This is a genomic window from Pirellulaceae bacterium, from assembly GCA_019636385.1.
Classification (GTDB): domain Bacteria; phylum Planctomycetota; class Planctomycetia; order Pirellulales; family Pirellulaceae; genus Aureliella.
This window is the reverse complement of sequence record JAHBXT010000008.1, coordinates 1-24808: the sequence shown is the minus strand read 5'-3', so window position 1 is coordinate 24808 and position 24808 is coordinate 1. Positions and strand designations below refer to the sequence as shown.

The window sequence follows — 24808 nt, the reverse complement described above, 5'->3', positions numbered from 1 at the left end:
GGCGATTAGTGGGATTTCTAATGGGCTGCGCGTCTCGAGAAGTGCCTTTGATACTAGCATGATACTGGCTGGGCTCAAAGGTTGTAATATCTCAGTTTGGGGCTCCAGTTGCGACTTGAATTCTCCAGATGATGTTGTGCGCACCCGTCGAAAACCTGTATTCAAGGTTGGTGATTGGTCGCGCAGTGAGTTTCGTGGGAGTTAGGGACAGGTATTGCCAGCAAATGTTCGACGATGTCAACGCCAGAGTGGTCAGTCACCGCAAGGCGGCAGCGGCTTGGGCGGCAGCACTGTTTTTGACTGTCTCTGGCCTAGGCTGCACGCCGATTACCCCGCGACCGATCAGGGCGACTCGCGTCTATCAGTCGCCACGGATGGTCAGCGACCAACCTCAAATCCAACGTGGTCAGCGGCGACCAATTATAGACGGTGTCGGATGGCTGGTGGGCATTCCCGGCAAGATTTTATTGTGGGATCGGCGCGTCGATAACCATTCGATCGGTGCGGAGACTGAGCAGAGCATCGCACAATACATCGCAGTCAATGATTTATCGACAGTTCGAGTTCGTTTGAATCAGTATCGACCGTTGGAGGATTGGGAACGGTTGATCCGCAATGACTCGACAGGTGTTCTGTGGCGATTGACGTTCGGTACCGTCAGCGTGCTGGGTGAGACTCTGCTGCCTGGACGAATCTTTGGCGGTGATCACTACAATCCGTATACCGACACGATCCATCTCTACTCGGATATCCCCGCCATCGCCCTGCACGAAGGTGGTCATGCCAAGGATTTCGCTCGTCGCCGCTGGAAGGGTACTTATGCATTTGCGTATGCTCTGCCAGTGGTCCCGCTGTATCACGAGTCGATCGCCAGCAGTGATGTACTGGCCTATTTGGAAGCCCACGGAACAACGGCGGACCAGGCCGCCGCCGCCAGAATACTCTATCCGGCGTATGGTACCTATGTTGGCAACGCTGCTGGTACTTTCGCTCCATCTTATGGTGGCCTATTGTACTATGGCAGTCTGATCGCCGGTCACGCTCTCGGGCGATCCAAGGCTCGCCAATTGTTGCAATTGCCAGAAGCAGAGTTGGCCGATTCGAGTTGGTATCTGTCGGGTTGGAAGCGGCCGTCTGGACTCTCTCACTGGGATTGGGATTACAATGAGAGCGGGGCGACGACATCAATGACGGGTCGTTCGACAGTAGAAGTCGTAGAAGCCGAGGATGGCCATAGACCGCAACAAATCGAACACTAGCCTGACGCGACGAATCTCCATGTATCTCGCCGACTCTACGCCATGCGGACTGAAGTCTAATTCCGCTCAACAAAGATACAGCGTACACTAATTGGCCAAGATTCGCGCGGCGGTCATTTTACAAGTCGCTGCAGCGGAAAAAGGGTGCAACTGGGAGCGACGCATGATCTGTCCGAATTGTAGTTCCGACAATGATCGAGTTATTGACTCGCGGGCCAGCGATGATGGTCGTTCGATTCGCCGCCGCCGTTTTTGCAATCAATGTCGCCATCGGTTTACCACCTACGAGCGAGTTGAGCAGCAAGCGTTTCGGGTGATGAAGAAGGATGGGGCTCGCGAACCATTCATGCGTGAGAAGATCGAGCGTGGCGTCGAGCGGGCTTGCTGGAAACGACCGATTAGCGGTCAACAGATTCGAATGTTAGCGTCGCAAGTCGAGGCAGACCTGCAGAGCGATCTGGAGTCCGATGTGCACAGCAGCGCCATCGGGCATTTGGTTATGCAGCGTTTGGCCGAGCTAGACCAAGTGGCATACGTGCGATTTGCCAGCGTGTACCGCGAATTCAAAGACGTCGAAGATTTTGTGGCTGAGTTGGCGCCTCTGCGGTTGCATTCAAGTGATCCCTCGCTGTGAGTGCGTACGTTATTCCGAGGATTCGGCGGCTAATAGTTCCTTGATTCTGGCGACCTGCCCGGCGGCCCAAGGCTTGCCTTCATACAACAGCAGCAATTGTCGATAGTGGTTGCTGCGCTGCTGTGGCGACATGGATTGGTCCACGTTGAGAAGCAGTTGCTCGAGATAGTCCTGAGCAGCCAGGTCTTGATCGGCTGGTTGTGGAGCCTTCGCACGGGCAGCATGTTTGGCCAATTCAATCAATCGCCGCTCAGTCGGAGTGAGTTCTTCAGAAGAAAATAGTCCGACGAATGCTGCCAGTTTTTCTTGGCCAAGCTGGAAGTCCTGGCTGCGAATCTGGATACAGTCCAAGAATCCTTGCTCGATATGGGTTAGCCTTTGCTGAGCATCGGATCGGCTGGCTCTGCGCTGTAGGATGCGTACAGTGCGCACTAGTTCGGACTCGTCCACCAAAGCCTGTATTTCAATGGCGCGTTCGTCGTTAGGGTACAACTGTAGAAATTGCCGCATCCAATCCTTGGCTGAGCGAGACTGATCCTCGCCACTGGCTTGGGTAACTTGCATGATTTTTCGATAGAGTTGATCGGCCGATGGAGGCTGCAACATCCACCAACCAAACGCCAGACTGGCCACAAGCGTGACTACGATGCCGGTCAACGATGCAAAATGGGACCAATCCCATCGCGGCTGGTGGCCGGATGATCCACCGAGCGTTGTATAGCGAGCGGTATCCTCGGTAGTGATGGGCGTGTAGTGGTTTTCATGTCTGCGGCCGGCCTCCGACAGGTTAGACACACCCGTCAGCTGCAGACTGGTTTCAGAATTGGCAGACGGTGCAATGGTAGGAGACGATCGCTCAATACTGCCCGTGTTATCCGAGGATACGGATGGATTGGGTGAAACTTCAGATGCCGCCAGTGTTCGGTGCTCGTGGGTCCCAAAGTGGGAGTGCTCTCCGCTCGGCCCGCTATCGGATGCATCCGGCCACTGAGTGTTTGCTTCCAGGTGGTGGTCCTCCATGTCCAGCGACGTTAGTTGTTTGCCAACCACCGTGGTGCCGGTGGGAGGCCCTGCCGGCGACAGAGACGAGGGATTGCCAGCCGTTAGCACAGAGCTGCCGCCAATTGCTTGTTGAATTGACTTCAGTCGATTACCGACGACCAGTGCGGTGGGTGGGCGTTGCTGCGGGTCCTTGGCCAGCAGTTGATGAATCAGTTCAATCAGTTCCCCAGGTGCATCGCCAGCCTGCGCTGCCAGGTTGGGGACCGAACTGTAGCGCACCGCATAGAGGACTTCGGGGACGCTCTTGCCAGTAAAGGGTGGTTTACCGGTTAGCAGCGCAAACAGCAGGCAGCCCAGACTATACAAATCGCTGCGGTTGGTGACCACTTTGCCTTCGGCCTGTTCCGGCGGCATGTAATCGGCTGTGCCCAACACGGTGCCGTAGGCCGTTTCGTCAGTTGACCCAAATAGCTTGGCAATTCCAAAGTCTGTTAGCTTGACTTGACTCTTCGAGTCGAGCATCAAGTTGGCAGGCTTAAGGTCGCGGTGGATGATGCCTAGGTTATGCGCGTGTTTCAGCGCGGCGCTGGTCTGGATGCCGATGTTGAGCACCTCTTGCCACGATAACCTCCCACGATCTCGCATCAGTTCGTACAGCGACTTACCAGAAACGAATTCCATGACGTAGAAAAGTAGACCCTGCTCCTCGCCATAGCCAATCAGGCTGACGATATTGGGATGTCGCAGTCGTTTGAGCGCGTCGATCTCAGCCGCAAATCGTCGTCGAAATCTGGGTTGATTGGCGATCCCCGAGGCAATCACCTTGATGGCCACTTGCTCACCGCTTCTTGAATGTAGGCCATGATAGACGGCACCCATGCCACCGCGACCGATCAGTCGCTGGACCTGGTACGGGCCAATGTATTCAAATTGCGGGGGACTCATGGACGCGGCGGTACCTGCGACCGACGGACGAAGTGGCCAAGGAATTGGAGTCAAGCTTGACGATGCACGCTAAACCGAGCGATGGCTTCTAAAGCTGATTTGGCTGGCGATTGAGACAGGGTTTGCAGACCGGCTAACGCCTTGTCAATCCATCGACGGGCCGTGCGTAACGTCCGCTCTCCCGCACTGGACTGTCGAATCATTTCGCAGGCATCCTGACGCTGTTCGACCGAGCCTGAAGTCAATAACTGCAACAGCCGTCCTGCTTGTTCAGGTGAACTGTCACGCAAGAAGTACAGCAGTGGTAAAGTAGGCTTATGTTGTGCCAGATCAGTCCCCAGTGTCTTGCCAACTTGGCTGGTACCCCAGTAGTCCAGCCAGTCGTCATAAATCTGAAAAGCCAGACCAAGATGCTTGCCGAACCTCTCGAGCCCGCGCTGCTGCTGAAGCGGTGCACCCACCTGCCAGGCTCCTAAACGGCAGCTCGCGGCGCACAACGAGGCCGTCTTTTGGACGAGTTGGCTGTAGTAGTCACTCAGTGGCAGTGTCCAATTGTCGGCTGACATCTGTTGTCGCAATTCGCCTTCGCACAGTTGCGTGGCTGCGGCTGCGATCCGGCGCGCGGGCAGTGTTGAACGACAACCGGCGGCGGAAGCGTAGGCTTTGGTAAACAGAAAATCGCCCACCAGTATGGCTGCCGAATTGCCTTCTAATTTGTAGATTGTCGGCAGATGACGCCGACTTTCGGCATGATCCATAACGTCATCGTGAATTAGACTAGCTGCATGGACAAGCTCGACAGCTACGGCGATACGAGTCAAGTCTTGTTGATCGCGGGCTGAGGGTCGGTTGGAGTCTGGTGGCGTCGCGGCCTGTGCCGACAACAGCACCAGCATCGGACGTAGCCGCTTGCCGCCCATGGCCGATGCTTGCCGCGCTAAGTTAGCCACCGCCTGGTGACGACTCTCGAGAGTTGCGGCCAGAGCCAATTCGACCTGATCCAACTGGCCACCCAGACAGTGTTTTACCAACCGCTTCAATCCCGCTGTATCGGCAGCTAGCTGTTCGGCATCCTGCGGCAAGGCCGTGGCATGGTGGCTTTGCTGGTCGGAGCTTCTGATGCGAGAGTCATCCAGTTCCACAGGTTGTTTCATCATGCTTTCGGGGTCAAAAAACTAAATCAATCTGGTGTCCTATAGCCAGCCTGGATACTCAGGTGGAGTCTGCATTGGGTGGGCGCCGATAGTCACCCCGCAGGCCACCGCTCTTACTGAGCAGTAGCACTTGCGAAATGCTGAGGCTGCGATCGCTGGACTTGCACATGTCGTACACCGTCAAGGCTGCCACCGATGCGCCTACCATGGCCTCCATTTCGACTCCAGTTCGCGCAGTTGCTTGGCTCTGCACAGTGATTTGTAGCTGGCACGGGCTTAGCCACTGAAATTCCACGTTGACTCCGTCCAACCCCACGTTGTGGCATAGGGGGATCAGTTCTGACGTGCGCTTGCAAGCAGAAATAGCTGCCAGTTTGGCAACGCTTAACACATCCCCCTTGGCAACCTGGTTGTCGCGAATCGCTTGGGCGGTAGCTGCATTCATCGAGCATAGGGCGCTGGCCGTGGCCGTGCGCAGACTAACGGGTTTATCAGCCACATTGACCATCCGCGCCTGTCCGCTGGAGTCCAGGTGCGTCAACTGCTCTGCCGCCGATGAAACACTGCCCTGATTTGTCATGGTTGTTTTTAGAATATGCGACTTGGGGCCAGCGGAAGTTTGGCAATAACATTCCGCTCAGCGTGCGGAACATGCCTAGAATTATAGCCCGTCGAGTTGGCTGGCAGAATCCCTGACGGCCAGGTAGCCACCGTCGCCGAGATCGTGGCACGTCTGAATCGGATTTCCAACTCCGGGCTTCGTGGCCCCACGAAAGCAGAAAAGCCCGCTAGCGGAAGGCTAGCAGGCTGATCGTGCGTCGTGTTAGGTAAAATTTGGGGTTTAGCCGAGTGATCGCGGGGCCGGTTGAGGCAACTGAGCCGTAACGAAGTCCGTTAGACCAACTCTTTCTTGCCGCCAATGAGCGTTCGCAACCTTTCGGCCAGAAGCCGAGCGTCGAAAGGTTTCTTGAACGTTTCATTGATTGCCGAACGATCAAAACTAAACGTTTGGCCATCGTCGGGCAGCAACGCAATCAGAACGATTTCGGTGAAGTCGTTGTTCTTGCGCAGATTCTGGCAGATTTGCAACGCTTCAACCTTGCCGATCGAGAAGTCGACGATCATGCAATCCGGGTGGAAGCTTTCTGCCTGAATACCGGCCTCGAAACCGCTGGCGGCAGTGCCTACTTTGAACGATTTCTCAGGCGGCAGTTCGCGCTTGAGGTTCTCGATCAAGACAGGGTCTTGGGCCACGATCAGGACCTTAGCCATTGCCTCATCTTCAAGATCGCCCAAAGGCATGCCATGCTCTTTGAGAAATTTGATGAGGTATTCTCGCGGGATACGACGGTCTTGCGATCCAGGGATGCGATATCCCTTCAAGCGGCCCGAGTCAAACCATTTACTAACGGTTCTCGGAGCCACTTTGCAGATCTTGGCGACCTGTCCAGTGGTGAACACCTTCATATACAGGATCTCCGTTTTCCTTACGTGATTTTGGAAGCCGTCAAAAATCGCAGGCGATCTTCAGCGGCCGTGAACGCCCCTGTCTGCAAGTTTGAGACAGAGAGGCTCTGTCACCTGGCCATCAATCCGTTGATGACCGACCTGCAAACACTTGGGTCAGGGCTAGTTGTTTGAATTGGCTGCGATACCCACAGGCTCAGCGTTCCCATGAAAGCATCACCGATTCAATTGTTTCGGCCAGCATGCCCCCGCGATCCCTTGTCCACGGATGCGACCGGTCATGACCACACCCCCGAGCGATCATGCTATTGATGCGTCAGCGCTCTGAAGCGTCTGGAAACAACTAGGAGCGGAGCACTGTGTCGGCAGTGCCCACGGAATCCACGCACCTACCAGCGGCGATTTGGAATCGCCGGGTGGCCAGCTATCATCGAGTGACTGGAAAGTTACCTCTCCAATCGGATAGCTCAGTTAGATTCCCCCCTAACTGAACCAGCTCTCCCGCGCGCCCGCCGCATCATTCGATCCGTTGGGACTTTGCAGAACAAACTGTCCGCAGATAGTATTCGATTCCAGCGGGGTAATTACTTTAGTGAGAATCCTCGTTTGCTAAGTTCCAGATCACAAAACGTCTACGACCGGCACTTCCCCGGCAATTCCGACAACGAGAACGTAGTAAGGTTTGCCTGGGCTCTCCAGCCCCCCAAATCGCGTCTGCCCGTCGGTATTCGTGTCGTTCGGGAGCCAGCCTCAGTCTATATTACGCTATGCGCTCGCTAGCAAACGGATTACTAGTCCAGTTTTCTCTCTTTACATCTTTTGCCTTAATGATGTACTCTAACTAATGGACCCAATGGAGCAATCATGCAGTTGCAAGGTTCCATTGTTCGCCGGCGTGCCGATGGCCCAGAACATCCGCGCGTCGATCCACTGGCCCACGATGGGATATTCACATGAATGGACTCAGTTTCTTATTTTCGTTGTCGCTGTTGGCTCAGACTCAGCTCGCCCCATTTCCGTCGGGCCCACCGGGTGTACCTTCAGCAGGTACCACGCCGTTAGGTTCTGCTACCGTAGACGCTGGCAGCGGCGATGTAACCAAGTACGGCTGGCAGCTGAACAATCAAAATGAACTCGAATACTTGGTTCAAATCGCCCCCGACATGTTGCCGTTTATGAATCGCACGACGGACCAAAAGGAGTTTACCAGCGAGATTCCCAAGCAGTTGGCGGGCCGTATTCAGCGAGTGGTGGTCAGTATTGGGACACAGATTCTGCCGAGAACTCCTAGTCTTCAGGAGATCGAGCGCATGATTCCAATGACTGCCGGCTTACCGCCAGGACGGTTTCAGAATTTAGAACCCGACGCGCCGGTGGTGAATGTCAATGCCACCAATAACAACCAGCAAGGCTATAGCCAAGCACAATCAGGCAACAGTCAACCCGCTTTGCCGGAGTATCCGCAGTCCTATCCGGCGCGTACCAATGCTGCACCAAATAACAATTCGCCAGCTACAACGCCACTTGGAAGTGCATTTTTAGAATCCGCCCGCAGCGGTAACCCAGGGCCAGCCAACAATTATGGCTCGACAAACAACTCGAACTCAACAGCTATGTCCGGGTTACCGAACTGGAGTTCTCCACCTCCACAGAATGCTGCGACGACCGCGCAGCGCGGAAATAGCCTCGCCAATTCGGGCGGATTCGGAAACCAGACGAATCTTCAGAACAATTCCGGACGTTACACGGAGACCGCGCGGGAGGCGTTAAGCAATCAATCGAGTCGCACTGCCGCCAATCGCCCCTCAGACAACTATCCGAGCGCAAACGTCGGCAATAACAATTTCGGTAACAACAACGGTTGGCAATCAGTCAGTGACCCAACGCGCATCGCTGATAATAGATTTGGGGCCGGAGCGATTGGACAGCCAGCGCAGTCGTCAATGACGGGGCAAGGCGGGCAGGATTGGAATGCACCAGGCCAAACAATGATGTGGCCAAACGCTCCGCTGCAAAACGATCCACAGGCCATGTCCGGCCAATACGCCGGCGCCCCTCTGGGATACCAATACAATTACGGGCAACCCACGGGGTCGGGTTTTGGGCAAGCTGATTTCGCGCGGACCAATCCCGGTTTCGCTAATCCCTACAATGGAGTCGGCGATTCAGGCGCGCGACCTGGCATGTCGATTGCCGACCAAATGCGGGCTCAGAACCGGTGGCAAGACACAGGGATGAACTCCCCGCAGATGGGACGTCAGGATACTTTGATTGCCTCCAACAATCGCCTGCACAGCGATGGTTATCCTACGACAAGTCAAAGTCGCGATCCGTCTCGCATTAGCCAGGCTGACGCGGGGAGCGCGAGCGACTATTCACGCTCGGATATCGGGAAGGGGGCTGCAGGCAGTGCCGTAGATGCTAACGACAACTATCATTTGTTCGTGCTATTCGTCTTGTCGGTAGCTGTAAACCTGTGGATGGTCCACTTGCTTCGAAGTCTATATGTGCGCTATCGCAATCTACTTGCCAGTCTTCGCAGCCCAACTGCGTAGTTTGCGCAGTTCTCTCTGCGGTTTCAGCCTTGACAAAAAACTCACTATTCGAGGCACATTTTGACGGCGACCAAGCATTTTTCTTAATTGCTGGGCACTGACGCTAGCAATTGACTACATTAGTGTAGTGGCAGCGCCATCGGATCAGGCCAGCGTTTCTAGGCGAGCCGATTTTGGGGCGTTGGGGTGAACCTAAATTGAGACTATTGGCCGTGTCCCCACATTCCTTGAGATCGCTTGTGCAGCAAATCCCGGTATCGCATTGGCGTTATCCGGCCGCGCTCCTGAATTGCGTTATTGGGCTGAGCGTTCCCGTGTTAGCCGTGCTGGCTGGCTACATAGTCCAAGCCTTAATCCAGCAGCCGTTTGCCGCATTTACAGCGCGCTTGCCCCATGTGACGTGGCTACTTGGTGAACTTTCACCAATGGCGCGAGTCAGTTGGCTATTGCTGGCCGCATTGGCGGTGGTTGTGGTGTCGCAAGTCCTGCTGTTTGTAATCTATCGGCTTTCGCAGCGAGCGGCTGTAGATTTTGAAATTGCCATGATCGACAGGTTGCGTCAGCATGCTCGTCGCTTGGCCAAAGTGCGCACCTTGTCGGCTCAGCAGACATCACTGCAGGACTGCTTGGAGTATCACCTGCCGCGCGTCCGCAATGTTTTGAGCATGCACTGGCGATCGATGCCACGGCATCCTGTTCAATGCACCGCCGGTTTGTTGACCGCCGGACTGATTCATCCGCAGTTTACTTTTCTGGCGGTGGTTACGGCGGTTCTGGTCCTGCTGGTCTATCAATTTCTGGATCGACTGCGCCGCTCACATTTGCCGGTGATACGCGAGAAGGCGGCACAGCATCGAACTGCCCTGGTGAATTTGAGTCTGCGTGGACCGCTGTTAGAAGCGGTCCATAGCCAGCCGGAGATCGAAAGCAAGGTTGCAGAACGACTGGAGCTGTATCGTCGCGATGCGCTCCGCAGTTTGACCAGTTCAGCGTGGAAGGTACCCTTGCTGTTTCTTGGTTTGACCTGTTTAGCCTGCTTGTTGCTGTTTGTGACATCCATCCAAGTCTTGCGTGAAACTCTACAGTTACCAGCGGTCGTCGCTTTTCTAGGTTGCTTGATCGGCGCGGTTTATAGCGCTCGGCGAATCATGCAAGTGACGCGAGACAACAGTCATATAGCCACGGCCGCCGACGAATTGAATCGTTTTTTGGGGCTGGTGGTCCCTGGGTTCGATGACGCAACCTTTCCGCGAATCGATGCTGTTCGGAGTCGTGCGGAGTTGGAGCACGTTACTGTCCAAGACAGTCGTGGTCGCAAGCTGCTAGAGGATGTCAGCGTGGTGTTTGAACCTGGGCAATTGATTGGCATCGCCGCACATCAATGGCTGGAAGGCAGGGCCTTGGCCGAATTGTTGATCGGTCTTGGACGGCCCACCAGTGGTCGGATGTTAGTCGATGGGACACTGGTCAGCGATCTTCAGTCCGACTGCTTGATTCGGTGTGCCCATTGGGTAGCCAGCGACGGCGGTGTATTGACCGGTTCGGTGGCTGAGAACTTGCGGGCAAGTAGTCAGCCAGCTTTCGAAAACGCCGTTCGACAAGCTCATCTGACCGACCTCATGATCCGTATGTCCGAGGGGCCAAGTACACTTATCACTCATGACGACGATCGTTTCGTCGGCGACGACGCCTTTCGCATGGGCATCGCCCGCGCTTTGCTGAAGAACGCTTCCGTCGTGGTTATCGAAGAACCTGACTCAGGGGCCGACCCCGCCGTTCAGCAGGCGACGCTTCAGGCCATATCGAGCCTGGTCGATGCACGCCGGATAACGGTAGTCCTGCCTCAGCGGTTGAATACCCTCAGGCAGTGTGACCGGGTAATCTTTGTTTACGAGCACCGAGTGTTAGCAGTCGGTTCGCACGCCGATTTGATTCAGAAAAACGATTTGTATCGCCATCTGACGTACCTGCGCTACAATCCGTTTCAAACGGGCGGTCCGTCCTAACTACGGTCAGCGTTAGTTGCTCATTTTCTGGCCGCTAGACCCACTACCGCTACGCTAGAATGTTAGAATGAACGCCAGCGGTGATGTGGGTAGATTCTGATTCAATGTCGTCCTTGGTATTCAGCAGGAATGCCTGTCGAGTTGGCCGTTGATGCTGAATTCGGGGTGGGGAGAGTGAGTCATGTCGAACATCTTACTAGTTGAAGACAGCCCAACTCAAGCATTGCAGTTGAAGTTGTTGCTAGAGTCTGGTTCGCACAAGGTAGAAGTCTGTGACGACGGTGTCCCGGCGCTGCAGTTGCTGGCTGACGGAGTGTGCGAGCTGGTAATTTCGGATTTGGAATTGCCTGTCATGAATGGATTGGAACTCATCCGGCGGATGAAGTCCGAATTTCCCGATGTGCCAGCGGTGTTGATCACCGGCCAAGGGTCAGAACGTTTGGCAGCTGAAGCGCTGAGTGTCGGCGCTACCGCATACGTGCCCAAGTCTATGGCCAACGATCTGTTGCTGAGTACCGTGGAGGATGTGCTGGGCGTGATGCGGACCGATCAGCGCTACAGCGAGTTGATTGACTGCACCTTGGAAAATCGTATGGTGTTCTTGCTGCCTAACCAGCCCGAGCATTTGATTGCTGCGATCGACTTGGTGACGCAGATGGCTGCAGGAATGGAGTTATTGACTGTGATGGACCGCTATCGCGTCTCTCAAGCGTTGCAACAAGCCGCTTCGAATGCGATGTTTCGTGGCAATCTGGAACTCAGCCGACAGCAGTGTCCCCAAGCATCGATTAGCGATTGCCGGATAGATTCGTTGCCTAGCGTGGTTCGCGAGCGGTTGAATGCGGCCCCGTACAGAAATCGCAAAATTCATTTCGATGCGCGGCTGATGCGAGACCTCATTCGCATCGTCATCAAAGACGATGGGCACGGATTTGACGTCAAGACATGGGAGTCGCGGCATCAGGTACACGAAGGAGCTGCCCCGTTTACCGGAGACACGGGACGCGGCTTCGCGTTGATCTACCGATTTATGGACAAAGTTTCGTTTAATGGTTCCGGCAACGAAATTACACTGGTGAAACATTGTCTGGCCTCCAAGCAATCCTAGGCGATTATGGAAACGCTTCGCATCCAGCGGCTGCCGCGTGAACATCAGCCGATTTTGGCCGTGCTGGATTGTCTGTCGGACCTCGTGCTCGTCCTGTCCCCCGACCTTCATCGCTTGGAATTCCTCAATCGCAAAGCCATCGCGTTGACCGGCTGGCCGCTGGATAGCGGCAGCGATCTGGCCAATTGGCAAGGGCAGCTTTTGCGAGGTCCAGGACTGGAGCAGCTGGCGATTGGATTGCAGTCGTACGGTTCGGAACCAACCGCCCTGCCTTGCCCCGAACTTGAGATTCGCAGTGTGGTAGGGACGTTTATCCCCGTGCGGGTCCACAGCCTGTGGGTGTGTCCCAATCAGATTATCTTGCTGGCCGAATGCATCGCCGACAAGCAGGTGGTCAGCGATGTGCTGCGTCATAATCAGGCGCGTTTTCGATCCATTGCCGATAGTCTGTCCATCAGCATGATGCTCAAGGATTTGAAGGGGCGGGTGATTTACGCCAATCGGCACTGCTTAGAATACAATCGCTGGACAATCAAAGATGTGTTAGGCAAGACCGATAACGATCTGTATCCACCAGAGCTGGCAGATAAGTTCCTAAAGGATGATCGTCGTGTACTGGAGACTGGCCAAGCTCTGCACCAGTTGGAGCAGAATCGGCGTGCTGACGGGTCCACGGCCTGGGTAGAAGTAATCAAGTGCCCCATTCGTGACGCTGATCAGCAGATTACCGGCATCCAGGTCTTGTACTGGGACGTGAGTCAACGGAAATTGACCGAGCAAGCCTTGGAGCGCGAGCGCCATTTGCTACACACGCTGCTGGACAATAGCCCGGACTCAATCTATTTCAAGGACGCTGCCAGCCGCTTTATTCGCGTCAGTCGCGGAATGATGATCAAGTTTGGTTTCTCCGATTACGAATCACTGCTCGGGAAATCTGATGCTGATGTGTTTACCAGCGAACATGCGAGTAAGGCTCGACAAGATGAATTGCAGATCATGCAAACTGGCCAAGGGGTCATCGGCGTTGTCGAACGTGAGACGTGGCCTGATCGACCCGATAGCTGGTCCTATACAACGAAGCTGCCGCTACGGGACCACACCGGAAAGATTGTGGGTACCTTTGGCGTCGGACGAGATATCACCAAACTTGTTCTGAGTGAGCAAGCACTGCGAGAAGCTCGAGATGCCGCCGATCAAGCCAATCGAGCCAAGAGTGAGTTTCTGGCCAATATGAGCCACGAAATACGTACTCCCATGAACGGCATCATCGGCATGACCGAACTGTTGGCGCACACGCGATTGACCGACGCACAGCGATCTTTCGTACAGATGGTGGAACAGTCGGCTCAATCGCTGCTGCGCATCATCAACGATATCCTTGATTTTTCAAAGATCGAGGCCGGTAAAATGGAGTTGGAATTAACTCCATTCGACTTTCGCAAGTGCGTTAGTAATGCCACCAAAAGTCTAGCTACGCGGGCGGCCCAGAATGGCACTGAGTTAATTCTGGTGATCGAGCGCGATATACCCGAGCTGTTAGTTGGCGACGAGATTCGTTTACGTCAAGTGTTGGTCAATTTAGTGGGCAACGCCATCAAGTTTACCAAGGCAGGTGAAATCACGGTGCGAGTTGCCATTGCTGACGGTCCGCCAGCCGCCGCCAACTACAGTTTGCATTTCTCAGTAGCCGATACCGGAATCGGCATTCCTCAAGCGAAGCAGGCGGCGATTTTTGAGGCCTTTGCCCAAGCTGACCGCTCAACGACCCGGCAATATGGCGGCAGCGGATTGGGCCTTAGCATTTCTAGTCGGCTGGTCGAGATGATGGGCGGACGCATCTGGTTGGAAAGCGAGGTAGGCATAGGATCGGTATTTCACTTCACATGCGAGTTTGCTGCGGCGCCGGTGACCGGCAGTTCCAGACTGGTGTTTTCGGATCAACTTCAAGGTATGCCGGTATTGATCGTCGACGACCACGTCAGCAGTCGCCTCGCTTTGGCTCAAGCGCTACAGCGTCGCGGACTGCGAGCGCACCACACGGATTCCTGCGCTGAAGCCAAGCAACTCTTGCAGCAGTGTCTCGACGAGACGCCAGGGCCAGTTTGCTTGGTCGTCGATCAAGTGATGCCCCATATCGACAGCCTGTCCTTAATTGCCCAACTGCAGGCTGTGGCAGCTTCGCGGCCCATGATTACTTTACTGCTAACCACTGCATTGCAACCTGTTGATGAGCCACAGATGTCGCAATTGCGTATCGACGCACTGTTGCAAAAGCCGGCGTTGGCGTCCGAAGTCTGCCATGCAATTTGCCGGGAGATTGGCGACGAAGACCGCGATGCTGAACCCGTGGGTAGCTTGAATGAGCAGCCGATGGTCCCACCGCGAAAACTCCGGATTCTGCTGGCTGAAGATGGTGCAGTAAACCGCGCTGTATTTCTTGGACTGCTCAGCCAACGCGGACATGAGGTAACCTGTGTCGAAGATGGGGCAGCGGCTGTCGAGGCTTGGCAGCAGTTCAACTTTGATGCCATCTTCATGGATGTGCAGATGCCGCTGATGGATGGTCTGCAGGCAACCGAGCGCATCAGACAACTGGAACCAGCCGGCCAGCATGTTCCCATTATCGCCATCACTGCCGCAGCTCGAGCCGAGGACCAGCAGCGTTGTCTGCAGGCGGGCATGGATGATTACTTGAGCAAGCCGATCGACTTTCGGAGACTGGATAAGTTACTGTACAGCCTCGGCAATCCATCGTCTGGAATGGACGGCCATTCGGGTGCAGCAGTCGAACTGCCCGAAACGACTCGGTTACGACCGGAACCTATGCGAGTCAGTCTGTTGAATATTGAAGCACCGTTGACTCGTCTACGCTGTTCGCCAACACAGCTTCGAGAATTGGTCGTCACATTGCGAAGTGAGGCCGTGCAGCGACTGCAGGAAATGACTCGCGCGATTGAATCCCACGACGACAAACTGTTGGTGCGCGCGTCGCATTCGCTTAAAAGTGCAGCGGCTCTGTTCGATGCCACGCAAGTTGCTTCGGCAGCCTCAGCTATCGAGAAGGCTGCACGTTCTGGCGATACGCTGACCGCACAACAGCAATTCACCAAGCTGCACTTGGATACCACCGCCATGATTGCAGAAATTGAACTGTGGTTAGAGAAGACGTCGACGTAAATACGGCAACGCCAGTCACCACGTGTTTCAGAGCGGTCCGTGGCGTGAGCCAAGGAGACCAACAGAATCGGTTGCAAGGCACCACGCGGCCACGGGCTTTGCCGCCAAAGGCTGCCAGAGATTAAACGGAATTCTCGATTTCGCGGCGATTCTTCCACAGATATAAGATGCGTTGCTTGAGCGATGGATGGGAGCCGTGCTCACTGTTCATCGCATCAGCCACCGGGAACAGCTCTGCCGATGGTTGGGCGGCCATCAACTGGATCAAGGCCTCGGCTGAGTGATCATCCAGTTCTGGGGTTGTGGGGTCGTCGACCAACGATTCCCACAGAATGCGGGGCTTCTGTCGAGCCAACTCATACCGCTTGATTGTGGCTGCGTATTCTTCGTCGGCTTCGGCATCAGCATCGGATTGCCAAGCGTAGCGCAAGAATCCTGCCACCGAAGGCCCGGCCAGGGCGCGATTCTGGAGTTCTCTTTCAACTGCAGCCATCAACTGCTCGTGCGAAGCGTGTCCGTATGGTATGGCGGCTTCGATCGCCTGAACAATTTGCATCGCCTGTAGCTTGCCGCTCCGCGCAGCCTGGGAAGCCTGGATGTGAATCGATAGTTCCAATTCAGACTCTACGCCTAACTTCATTAACGCCGAAATTGAATTGACCACGCCGTGGGTATGAGCCCCCATGTCATCGCACAAAAACTCGATTGACTTCGAGTGGCGGACTCGCTGTAGATTGCAGATGTACCAACAGCTTCCGTTGGTAATTAACAACGGAAACGGGCCAAACATTCCATCTGCGAATAGTGACTGAGAAACATACATGCCTAGCAACGCACTAAAGACGAGCGCTAACCAAAGATAGCGATCCAGGGTCAAATAGTAGCGATAATAGTGTCCCAGTTCATGACCAAGCGTGTCCTGGACTTCGCGTGGATTGAGCTTGTGCAGCATTTGCCGATGAAGGTAAATGCCATGGAACGATCGCGACAGCCACCCCAATCCCGGATGGACCACCATTGCGTTTAGGCTCTTGTCCGCCGTGATGAACAGTGGAACGCGTTGATTGGGTAACTGAAGCAGCCGTAGTGTATCGTCATACAGCCGGCGTAGTCGATGTTTGTCGTAGATGCCGAATCGAGTCTGCTCCATCAGGTCTTCAATGAGTTTTTTCTTTCTAAAGACAATGCGCAACAACTCCATTGTCAGCGGCCCGGCAACGACACCCAGGCACACAATCGCCAGCCATGGATCGCCTGCAGCGTGCTGCCAGTCGACCAAGGCTGCTAGGCCTATGGTGCCCATCCCCATCAGCAGCACCACCACGCGACTGATACGGTTCGCCCGCTCGAGGCGGTCCAGGAGCTGTTGCCGCGCAGGGGCTTGAGCCAATAAGTCGTTGGAATCCACACTCACGCTAGAACGCTGCATTGAACAACGAGGCCAACCAACCTGCTGCCGGTTTAGAGCGGGTTTGGTAATACACTTTTCCAGGACCGGTATAACGCACGACTAGTCCTTCCCCAGACAAAACGGCATCCTTAATTTTCTTGGTAGCTTTCACCAATTGATACTGGACGGTATCGGAAAAAGCGACCACAAAGCGATTGTCGATAAAGAATTTTTCATCGTCAGCCAGTTGCTTTTCGAGGATGGCTCCGTGGGTCTGACAAAAGACCGTACCGCTACCGACAGCGTGCATTAAAAAAATGCCGGTCCGCGCCATGAGTCCTTTCACGCCACCGTATTTGATACTCATTTCGCACTGGCCATAACTGGCCAGAAACGAGCCTCGAGTCAAATAGTAACCGCCGCGCTCATGCAGCGGTATCACCAGGATATCCCCATGCACGTCGGGTGCCAGAATCAATGTCTGCTGATCGCGCTTGGCACAAAACTCGGCGGCGAAAACATTTTCCCCACCAAGGAAATTCTTCATTCCACCCATCCAGCCGGAACTGGACGCCGAGCCGCTGCGTCCCAACGCCGCTGACAGCTCCAACCCACCAGTCATCGATAACATACTATTAGGCTGGGCGATAACCGTTTCTCTCTGGTTGAGCCGAAATTCGACAACGGAGAAAACCGGGCCGAATCGTACGTCGTATTCCATGCGCTGATGGCCCTGCTTCCCATTGCCTGCTCGACGAAACCTTAGTCTTCGACGCCTGGCGACATACGCTGTTTCATAATATAGCCACCAAAAGCGACCAGCCCCATAATTCCCAGGAAGATAAACAGTGCGACCATTCGGGGTACCCCCAGGATGTCTGAGATACCGGTGATGCAAATGTCATAGATCACGATGCGAACAAACCAGCCGATGATCGAGCCTAGTCCACCACCGCGTCGAGCCAATAAGAGATTCCCAGTGGCCATGATTTCGCCCTTTTTAATTCTACTTGAATGCAGCCAACACGCACAAATCACATTGAAACATGAAATTCGAGTCGATCCATCGGTAGGGCAGCCGACATATTCGGTAGCGAACCGCATGGCGACACTTTATAGCAAATGCAATTTTTCACGTCAAACTCAAGGAGTTCGTAACCTGTTTCACATAACTGCGAATGTCTTGTTCCAAGGTTGATAGTCGCCTTGATACGGTTTCCTTAGCAGCCTCTAGATCGCGGCTGTCCTCGGGCGAGCAGTAGCCGAACATGTAAAACTTGACTTTCGGTTCCGTGCCTGACGGGCGAACTGCGAAATAGTTGCCATCCAGTTCCAGGTCAAGCATGACCATGTCGGCAGGCGGCGCTTGTAGTGGCTGAGTCTGACCATTGGGCAATCGGATCGTCAACGACTTGTAATCGCGCACTCGGGCAACGGGGATGCCGCCTAACTGCGTGGGTGGAGCGGTGCGAAACGCCTCCATCAGTCGCCGCATCAGCGACATGCCTTGGCTGCCTTCCATTTGCACGTTGACCAGCGTTTCCTGATGGCAGCCATGTTGCTGTAGCAATTCATCTAACCGCTGATGAGGCGTCTTGCCTTGGCTCTTGAGCTGGGCGATTAACTGCGCCATCAACAGGGTTGCCGTCGCACCGTCTTTGTCGCGCACGAATTGCCCAATCAAATAGCCATGCGACTCTTCTGTGCCAAATATAAAATCGTCGGGTCCAACTTGATCCATAACACCAGCAATCCATTTGAAACCGACGTGCAAATTGCTGTGGCAGGCAACACCGTAACTGGCAGCGATTCGAGCCGTCAAACGCGTAGTCACGAGCGTGGTGATCACGTATGATCGCGGCGTAAGCCGTTCCAGTTGTCGCATCTTGTCGCACACAAAATCTGCCAACAGCGCGCCGATCTGATTGCCATTTAGAGTTGCCCAGGAGCTGCCGGTCTGGGTGGTCAATGGCACGGCGCAGCCGATGCGATCGCAGTCTGGATCGGTGGCAATGATTCCATCGGCCCCAATTTGCTTGGCCCGCTGGATGATGGCATCAAAAACTTGAGTGTTTTCCGGATTGCTGACATGGCCCGGTACGTTTGGGAAATCGCCACTCGGTTCGGCGTGCGGCCCGTAGACTTCAACATCGGCAAAGCCAGCACTGCTCAGCAGCGGCATCGTTGCCAGGGCACCTACGCCATGCAGCGGTGAGAAGATCAGCTTAGCATCGCGCGGGCCGGGCCAGGCATACTGCATAGCTTGCTGCAAAAAGGCCGAGTCGATTTCGGCGGTACAAATCTGGATGCGGCCATCAGCTAGCGCTTGCTGGAAATCGACTTGTTCAATCTGCTGAACATTCATCACACGATCGATAATCGCCTTGTCGTGAGGCGGTAGAATTTGAGCGCCTGTCGACCAGTAGACCTTGACCGCGTTGTCCGATGGTGGATTGTGGCTGGCGGTGACCATGATTCCGCAATCGCAGGCTTTACTTCGCACGGCAAAGGAGAGTTGCGGTGTGGCTCGATACTCGTCCAGAAAATAGACCCGGAATCCGTTAGCGACCATAATGCCCGCGCACAGTTCGGCAAACTCTCGCGAGCGATGTCGCGTATCGTAGGCGATGGCGCATTTGAGCTGTCGATTCTGGCTGCCCGGCTGTTCCAGTACGTAAGTGGCCAGTCCTTGAGCGCTTTCGCCGATCGTGCGGCGATTGATGGCGTTTGAGCCAAACTCGTACATCCGTCCGCGCCGTCCGCCCGTCCCAAACGGAATGATCGTCCAAAAGACATCATCCAACTGTTTCCAAAGGTTTTGCTGAATATGCTCCAAGATGGCAGGTTGGTACTCGGCGTATCTGGATTGCGTCAGCCAGTTGGTCAAATTCTCAAACGCCGTACCGGACAGATGTCCGGCCTGGACGGCTTGCTGGGCGGCTTCAACCGCCTGTTGATGGTTCATGGAAACCTCGTTGTTGCCGTGAAATGGTGATTCTCGATCGCCGGTGGGCCGAATTGTACGGCAACCAACTTTTGGCGTACAGTCACCGCGATCAGAATAGCTGATCACGCAACAGGCGTTATAATCGCAAACGCTCACGCGATTTGTAGCGGTAGACTGGGTGCAGATTCGTAGAGTTGAACACGCGTGGCCGCTACGAACGGGCTATAAACCTCAAGGTATCCAGAAGGTGGCAACGCTTGTCTCAATACACTTAGCTGGTCCCAGCGCCGGCCCACCACAGGCGCTAACCGTCAAATCGCATTATTTCAACCAATACTTTTGCCTACCTCACAGCATCTCATGAGCGAACCCATCATCAGCGTCAGCGGACTACGCGGAGTCCTTGGAGAACAACTAACGCCGGCTGTCGCGGTGCGCTATGTTGCAGCCCTGGCGGCCAATCTGCCCAAAGGACTCGTTGTTATCGGTCGCGACGGTCGGCACAGTGGAGCCCTGTTGGCTCAGGCAGTTAGCTCGACACTGCTGGCACATGGCTTAGATGTTGCTGATTTAGGACCAGCCGCAACGCCGACTGTTGGAATTCAGGTTCGCACGCTGGGCGCGGTGGCAGGCATTCAGATTTCGGCCAGCCACAATCCGAAGCAGTACAACGGCCTTAAGCTGTTCGGTGCCGACGGACGCGTGTTGCCCAAAACGCAGGGCGAGTCGGTGTTGGAAGGTTATCGAGCGTCACTGGCACGCTGGAGCAACGTCGAGCACCTTGGAAGAATTGTCGAGGTGGCAGATGCACACGCTGCACATTTGAATTTGGTGCTTGGCACCATCGCTGGTGCCGCAGTGCGTAAGCGACAGTTTCGCGTGCTGTTGGACAGCAATCACGGTGCCGGGAGTATTCTCGGCCGGCGATTATTAGAAGCTTTGGGTTGCCAGATTACCGTGTTGGGCGATGTTCCCGACGGGCAGTTCTGGCACCCGCCCGAACCGCTCGCCGAGAACTTAGGCCAAGTGTGCCAGCGCGTGGCCGATGGCCATTACGATGTTGGATTTTGTCAGGATCCCGATGCGGATCGGCTGGCTGTGATCGACGAGCGCGGTCGGTTTATCGGCGAAGAGCTGACCTTGGGCTTGTGTCTGTTGCAGGCACTGCCACAGCACGCTGGTTCAGGTGGCTGTGTAGTTACCAACTGTGCCACCAGCAGCGTCTCTAGGTATGTGGCCGAGAAGTTTGGTTGCCATGTAGTGCAGTCGGCGGTGGGTGAAGCCAATGTGGCCGATGCTATGTTGCAGCAGCATGCAGTCTTTGGCGGTGAGGGTAATGGTGGGCCGATAGACCCAGCCGTGGGCTACGTTCGTGACAGCTTTGTCGGCATGGCTCGAATCCTGAGCTTGTTGGCCAGCAGCGGTCAAACCGTTTCGCAGCATGTCGCGGCCCTGCCACCATTGGCAATGATCAAAGACAAGATTCAGTTGTCCAGTGCCGAACTACCCGCACTATTCAAAAAACTAGTCACTGCGATGCCAGAAGCTGCCAGCAGCACGCTGGACGGGCTCAAACTCCAGTGGCCCGACCGCTGGCTACTCGTACGTGGTAGCAACACCGAGCCCATCGTCCGCTTCATGACCGAAGCTCCTACCACCCAGCAAGCTCGACAGCTCTGCGACCAAGCCATGCAAATCGCCGCTATGAAGTAGCTCTAATTGGTCAATCCCATTCGATTTTTTTGACTGGAGAACTCTTCCACTGCGAAAACAAAATCTTCTCCGACTCCATGCAATTTCCAGATATTGATAGCCTATCCCTTTAAGCACTATTACAATTTCTCGCACCATCGTTTCAATCACGGCCAGCGCGCAATGCAAGGCTGCCTAGGTAGTCTAGCGCGATACGGATTTCTTTGGTAAGACCATAGGCATGCGCGACGAGACTTTTTCTGCGAAGGCCGTGGAAGCTGTGTCGCTGCTTGGTCTACGAGAGAGCCGATCATGTCCACTGCAAAAGCGGTTCGAGTCGAACTGGTCAGCCAATACTTCGAGAGCTTGTCCGATCCGAGAGACACCAAGAACCGCAAACACAAATTGACGGATCTGATCGTGATCTGCATTTGCGCGATTATCTTAAGTGCCAAAGGTCCGACAGGCACCCGAGCGCTGGGCCAAGGGCAAGCGAGACTTTCTGGAAAGGTTCTTGGAGCTTCCCGGTGGCCTGCCATCACGAAATTGTATTCGCAGAGTGCTCATCGCGCTTGAGCCCGAAGCGTTTCAGAAATGCTTCATGCGCTGGCTAGCCTCGCACATGGAGCAAACAGAAGATGGTCAGCCTCGGCTAATCGCCACCCGATGGCAAGACCTGTCGCGGCTCACATGATCGCTCGCAAGGACTGGGGCCGCTGCACATTGTGAGCGCATGGGCTAGTGAGCAAGGAGTGGCACTTGGACAGATCGCTACGCAGGAGAAATCCAATGAAATCACAGCGATTCCAGAGCTACTGGAGCAGATCGACTTGAAGAATTCGATCGTCACGATCGACGCCATGGGATGTCAAAAGCAGATCGTAGCCCAGATCGACAAGCGAAAGGGAACCTACGTGGTAGCTGTCAAAGCCAATCAGCTGAACCTATTTGATACGGTCGAAGAATTGGTCTTTGATGTACTCGAGGGAGTACGGGAAGACCTGTACTGCCGCAGCCTCCAAACCACCGACCAGTCACATGGGCGGATTGATGAACGCAGCTACGGAATGATCAAGCTGAAGAAAGATTCGCCAATCAAGAAAGCCTGGCCCTCGGTCAAAGCCATCGGCTATGCGGTTCGCGTCAGTACAGATGCCAACCGACAAGAGACATTCCAGACACGCTACTTCATCCTCTGGCCGGTTGCTGACAGTATCTGCGGTTGCCGCTGCCGTGCGCGATCACTGGTCGATCGAGTCGATGCACGGGACGTTGGACGTAACCTTTCGCGAGGACGCGCAGCAGACCAGTGAGCGGGCCTTAGTCAACCAATCTCAGTTAGCTACAGCGCTTCGCTATCTCGCTGCTTAAACGCCGTCAGAAGAAGAACGAGAGCATCGTCGGTCGCATGGAATTGACAGCCTACAATACCGACATCCTTGAGCAAGTCCTTGGCGGACAATGACTTAATTACGCGCTGGCCGTGCTCACTCGCCTAGGCGCAGCGAGTCTTCGAGCGGAGCACATGGTGAGTGTCGAATTGTGACAGAGAAGGCACAGATTTCATTCCCCTGCCTTTGTTGGTGATTTCCGAGCGAACCATCTTAATCGCTATTTTTTACCCAACTAACTTATGAGAATCACTGTCTACTGTTCGTGGGGAATTCCACACCGTCCGTCGATACTGGGCAATCGCACCAGCTTATCACTCTTTTCCTTCACTTTGCGCTGCCTTCACATCGCCTTAACGCCGCCTTCACAAGCGACTTGTAGGATGAGGTTCGTGAGCGTGGCCTGCCGAGGCGCTGCGCCGCAACCTCCATTCGCGATGCCGGGAACACGAAGACTTAGAGCTGAATCGCGACGCAGACTTTCGATAAAAATCTCTGTCGAGGTAGAAGAGGCCGAAAGGCTTGACTGACAGCCAAGTGAATAATGAAAGTTAATAACAAATGGAAATATTGTTAGACAGGGAAAGCATTCGACTGAAATACCCATTCTTATATCGCGCTGGCCGAGGTTTTCGACGGCTAGGTATGTGCGTTTTGACATTCGCCCTAATCGCTCCCCTGAGGGCTGACACTGCGACCAGTGGTAGGCAGGCAGACAGCCCGAGCGTTCAATTGCTGTGGCAGGCATGCATTCCAGCCGACAGTACCGATTGCAGCGGACAACATGAGTTGCTTAGCGATGGCACGCCGCACAACCTCTTGGGTGGGTTATCCGCCATTGAATATGCAGGTCAAGGCGACTTGTATTGGGCCTTGGCCGATCGTGGCCCAAAAGATGGTGCTACCGACTACCGTTGTCGCATTCACTTGCTGGAAATCAAGCAGCTTGCGCTCAGGCAAGTTGAAGTAACAACATTGGTCACAAAATTCATTCAGCTACAGCCCGGAGTATTTTTGAGTGGATGGCTGAAGCATCAACTAGAGGATGCCAAGACCAGCGTACCCAAGGCGGCACTTGGCAGGCAAGCCGATGGAGATCAGCCTAGCATTGTGCGAGGCCTTGCTTATGATCCAGAAGGAGTTCGCGTGGCACGAGACGGAAGTCTGTTGGTTACAGACGAGTATGGTCCTTACGTCGATCGATTTTCGGCGGATCTCGTATTATTGGAGTCGTGGACTTTACCCGACTGGATACGAACCGTCTCGGAGAGCGCTATCGCGACAGCCAAAGTGGGTGCGGTGCCCAATCGTGGACTGGAGGGGTTGGCCTTGATGCCGGATGGCCAGACGATGGTGGCCGCTTTTCAAGGGCCGCTGGTCCAGGACAGTCATCCGGTGGGTGACAAACGCTTGGGTGACTATGTACGGCTGATCAAGCTGGATGTTCGTGCGTCGGGACCACCGGTGTATCAGTTCGCCTATCCTTTAGAAGATACACACTTCGGAATCAGTGAAATCTTGGCGGTGGACGATCATCGCCTGCTGGTTCTGGAACGCGACGGCAAGCCAGCAGGCACTTCAAAATGCAAAGCCATTTTTCTGATTGATACTACGATGGCTACTGACATTAGTACCGTGAAATCTTTGCCTGCCCATGGACCATTACCGGCTGCGATCAAGCCGGTGGGCAAAACCTTATTCCTGGATTTGCTTGATCCGAAACATGGCCTGAACGAGTTACCAGGACTAGAAAAGGTAGAAGGCTTAGCCTTAGGGCCACCCCTACCAGATGGACGGCGTCAACTAGTGATCTGCACCGACAATGATTTTGATAGCCGGCGTGGCAGTTATATATTTGGGTTTGCAATCAACCCGTGAAGGCGTGGACTGGGGACACAGCAATCTGTCGGGGGACAGTGGATTGACAGAATAATTTGATGGGTTTGGGGGATAAGGGCGAACGACGCGATAGATATTCGTTTAGTTTGGTCGTTGCTGCTTCGGTGCAACGCAAGATCGCCCGAGTACGGCTTCCTGAAATTGGAATTCAGCTTAGGAACCTGTCAGTTGACGTGAGGCAC

At 54.6% G+C, this 24808-nt stretch carries 18 protein-coding genes; 10 read left to right on the top strand and 8 right to left on the bottom strand.

Annotation, left to right across the window (positions count from 1 at the left end):
* The first annotated feature begins 224 nt into the window (after positions 1-224).
* Positions 225-1259, top strand: coding sequence for a hypothetical protein (locus KF752_20730; protein ID MBX3423991.1), 1035 nt, complete (start codon positions 225-227; stop codon positions 1257-1259).
* A gap of 163 nt (positions 1260-1422) precedes the next feature.
* Positions 1423-1893, top strand: coding sequence for a transcriptional regulator NrdR (gene nrdR / locus KF752_20725; GenBank protein MBX3423990.1), 471 nt, complete (start codon positions 1423-1425; stop codon positions 1891-1893).
* 9 nt (positions 1894-1902) lie between these two features.
* Here the strand turns inward: nrdR and KF752_20720 are convergent, their stop codons facing one another.
* From KF752_20720 to KF752_20705, 4 genes are all read right to left on the bottom strand, one after another.
* Positions 1903-3840: a serine/threonine protein kinase gene (locus KF752_20720; GenBank protein ID MBX3423989.1), complete on the bottom strand. Its 1938-nt coding sequence runs from the start codon at positions 3838-3840 to the stop codon at positions 1903-1905.
* Between the two features lie 50 nt (positions 3841-3890).
* Positions 3891-4997: a polyprenyl synthetase family protein gene (locus KF752_20715; GenBank protein ID MBX3423988.1), complete on the bottom strand. Its 1107-nt coding sequence runs from the start codon at positions 4995-4997 to the stop codon at positions 3891-3893.
* 55 nt (positions 4998-5052) lie between these two features.
* Positions 5053-5574 carry a cyclic pyranopterin monophosphate synthase MoaC gene (gene moaC, locus KF752_20710; protein ID MBX3423987.1) on the bottom strand — a complete coding sequence of 174 codons (522 nt, stop codon included), beginning with the start codon at positions 5572-5574 and terminating at the stop codon, positions 5053-5055.
* 314 nt (positions 5575-5888) lie between these two features.
* Entirely contained in the window at positions 5889-6461 is a 573-nt protein-coding gene (locus KF752_20705; protein MBX3423986.1) for a response regulator, read from the bottom strand.
* A 953-nt stretch (positions 6462-7414) separates the two neighbouring features.
* Between KF752_20705 and KF752_20700 the strand changes: the two genes are divergently transcribed.
* The 4 genes from KF752_20700 to KF752_20685 all read left to right on the top strand — a co-directional run bounded on the left by KF752_20700 (position 7415) and on the right by KF752_20685 (position 15307).
* Positions 7415-9016, top strand: a complete 1602-nt coding sequence (locus tag KF752_20700) for a hypothetical protein (GenBank protein MBX3423985.1) — start codon at positions 7415-7417, stop codon at positions 9014-9016.
* 212 nt (positions 9017-9228) lie between these two features.
* A complete protein-coding gene (locus KF752_20695; protein MBX3423984.1) occupies positions 9229-11022 on the top strand; it encodes an ABC transporter ATP-binding protein in 1794 nt (597 codons plus the stop codon).
* A gap of 181 nt (positions 11023-11203) precedes the next feature.
* Positions 11204-12130 (top strand): response regulator, encoded by a 927-nt coding sequence (locus KF752_20690; protein ID MBX3423983.1) that lies wholly within the window; start codon positions 11204-11206, stop codon positions 12128-12130.
* A 6-nt stretch (positions 12131-12136) separates the two neighbouring features.
* On the top strand, positions 12137-15307 hold the full coding sequence (locus tag KF752_20685) for a response regulator (GenBank protein ID MBX3423982.1): 3171 nt from the start codon (positions 12137-12139) through the stop codon (positions 15305-15307).
* 121 nt (positions 15308-15428) lie between these two features.
* Here KF752_20685 and KF752_20680 read toward each other — a convergent pair whose 3' ends face one another.
* The 4 genes from KF752_20680 to KF752_20665 form a co-directional block, all read right to left on the bottom strand.
* Positions 15429-16721 (bottom strand): M48 family metalloprotease, encoded by a 1293-nt coding sequence (locus KF752_20680; protein ID MBX3423981.1) that lies wholly within the window; start codon positions 16719-16721, stop codon positions 15429-15431.
* Between the two features lies 1 nt (position 16722).
* Positions 16723-17418: a TIGR00266 family protein gene (locus KF752_20675; protein MBX3423980.1), complete on the bottom strand. Its 696-nt coding sequence runs from the start codon at positions 17416-17418 to the stop codon at positions 16723-16725.
* Positions 17419-17459: 41 nt separating this feature from the next.
* Positions 17460-17684 (bottom strand): hypothetical protein, encoded by a 225-nt coding sequence (locus tag KF752_20670; protein ID MBX3423979.1) that lies wholly within the window; start codon positions 17682-17684, stop codon positions 17460-17462.
* Between the two features lie 145 nt (positions 17685-17829).
* Positions 17830-19662: a phospho-sugar mutase gene (locus KF752_20665; GenBank protein MBX3423978.1), complete on the bottom strand. Its 1833-nt coding sequence runs from the start codon at positions 19660-19662 to the stop codon at positions 17830-17832.
* A gap of 342 nt (positions 19663-20004) precedes the next feature.
* Here KF752_20665 and glmM point away from each other — a divergent pair, with 342 nt between their 5' ends.
* The 4 genes from glmM to KF752_20645 all read left to right on the top strand — a co-directional run bounded on the left by glmM (position 20005) and on the right by KF752_20645 (position 24605).
* Complete coding sequence (glmM, locus tag KF752_20660) at positions 20005-21357, top strand: phosphoglucosamine mutase (GenBank protein MBX3423977.1); 1353 nt, start codon at positions 20005-20007, stop codon at positions 21355-21357.
* 427 nt (positions 21358-21784) lie between these two features.
* Positions 21785-22030 carry a transposase family protein gene (locus KF752_20655; GenBank protein ID MBX3423976.1) on the top strand — a complete coding sequence of 82 codons (246 nt, stop codon included), beginning with the start codon at positions 21785-21787 and terminating at the stop codon, positions 22028-22030.
* Between the two features lie 13 nt (positions 22031-22043).
* The gene (locus KF752_20650) at positions 22044-22649 is read left to right on the top strand and encodes an ISAs1 family transposase (GenBank protein ID MBX3423975.1); all 606 of its coding nucleotides are present in this window, start codon (positions 22044-22046) and stop codon (positions 22647-22649) included.
* Between the two features lie 639 nt (positions 22650-23288).
* Positions 23289-24605 carry an esterase-like activity of phytase family protein gene (locus KF752_20645; protein MBX3423974.1) on the top strand — a complete coding sequence of 439 codons (1317 nt, stop codon included), beginning with the start codon at positions 23289-23291 and terminating at the stop codon, positions 24603-24605.
* Positions 24606-24808: the final 203 nt, after the last annotated feature.

Excerpts from the sequence above, each read along its gene's own strand:
- KF752_20670 (MBX3423979.1), bottom strand. The coding sequence starts at position 17,684 with ATGGCCACTGGGAATCTCTTATTGGCTCGACGCGGTGGTGGACTAGGC.
- KF752_20685 (MBX3423982.1), top strand. The coding sequence starts at position 12,137 with ATGGAAACGCTTCGCATCCAGCGGCTGCCGCGTGAACATCAGCCGATT.
- KF752_20705 (MBX3423986.1), bottom strand. The coding sequence starts at position 6,461 with ATGAAGGTGTTCACCACTGGACAGGTCGCCAAGATCTGCAAAGTGGCT.
- KF752_20645 (MBX3423974.1), top strand. The coding sequence starts at position 23,289 with ATGGAAATATTGTTAGACAGGGAAAGCATTCGACTGAAATACCCATTC.
- KF752_20675 (MBX3423980.1), bottom strand. The coding sequence starts at position 17,418 with ATGGAATACGACGTACGATTCGGCCCGGTTTTCTCCGTTGTCGAATTT.
- nrdR (MBX3423990.1), top strand. The coding sequence starts at position 1,423 with ATGATCTGTCCGAATTGTAGTTCCGACAATGATCGAGTTATTGACTCG.
- moaC (MBX3423987.1), bottom strand. The coding sequence starts at position 5,574 with ATGACAAATCAGGGCAGTGTTTCATCGGCGGCAGAGCAGTTGACGCAC.
- KF752_20715 (MBX3423988.1), bottom strand. The coding sequence starts at position 4,997 with ATGATGAAACAACCTGTGGAACTGGATGACTCTCGCATCAGAAGCTCC.
- KF752_20730 (MBX3423991.1), top strand. The coding sequence starts at position 225 with ATGTTCGACGATGTCAACGCCAGAGTGGTCAGTCACCGCAAGGCGGCA.
- glmM (MBX3423977.1), top strand. The coding sequence starts at position 20,005 with ATGAGCGAACCCATCATCAGCGTCAGCGGACTACGCGGAGTCCTTGGA.
- KF752_20700 (MBX3423985.1), top strand. The coding sequence starts at position 7,415 with ATGAATGGACTCAGTTTCTTATTTTCGTTGTCGCTGTTGGCTCAGACT.
- KF752_20665 (MBX3423978.1), bottom strand. The coding sequence starts at position 19,662 with ATGAACCATCAACAGGCGGTTGAAGCCGCCCAGCAAGCCGTCCAGGCC.
- KF752_20690 (MBX3423983.1), top strand. The coding sequence starts at position 11,204 with ATGTCGAACATCTTACTAGTTGAAGACAGCCCAACTCAAGCATTGCAG.
- KF752_20720 (MBX3423989.1), bottom strand. The coding sequence starts at position 3,840 with ATGAGTCCCCCGCAATTTGAATACATTGGCCCGTACCAGGTCCAGCGA.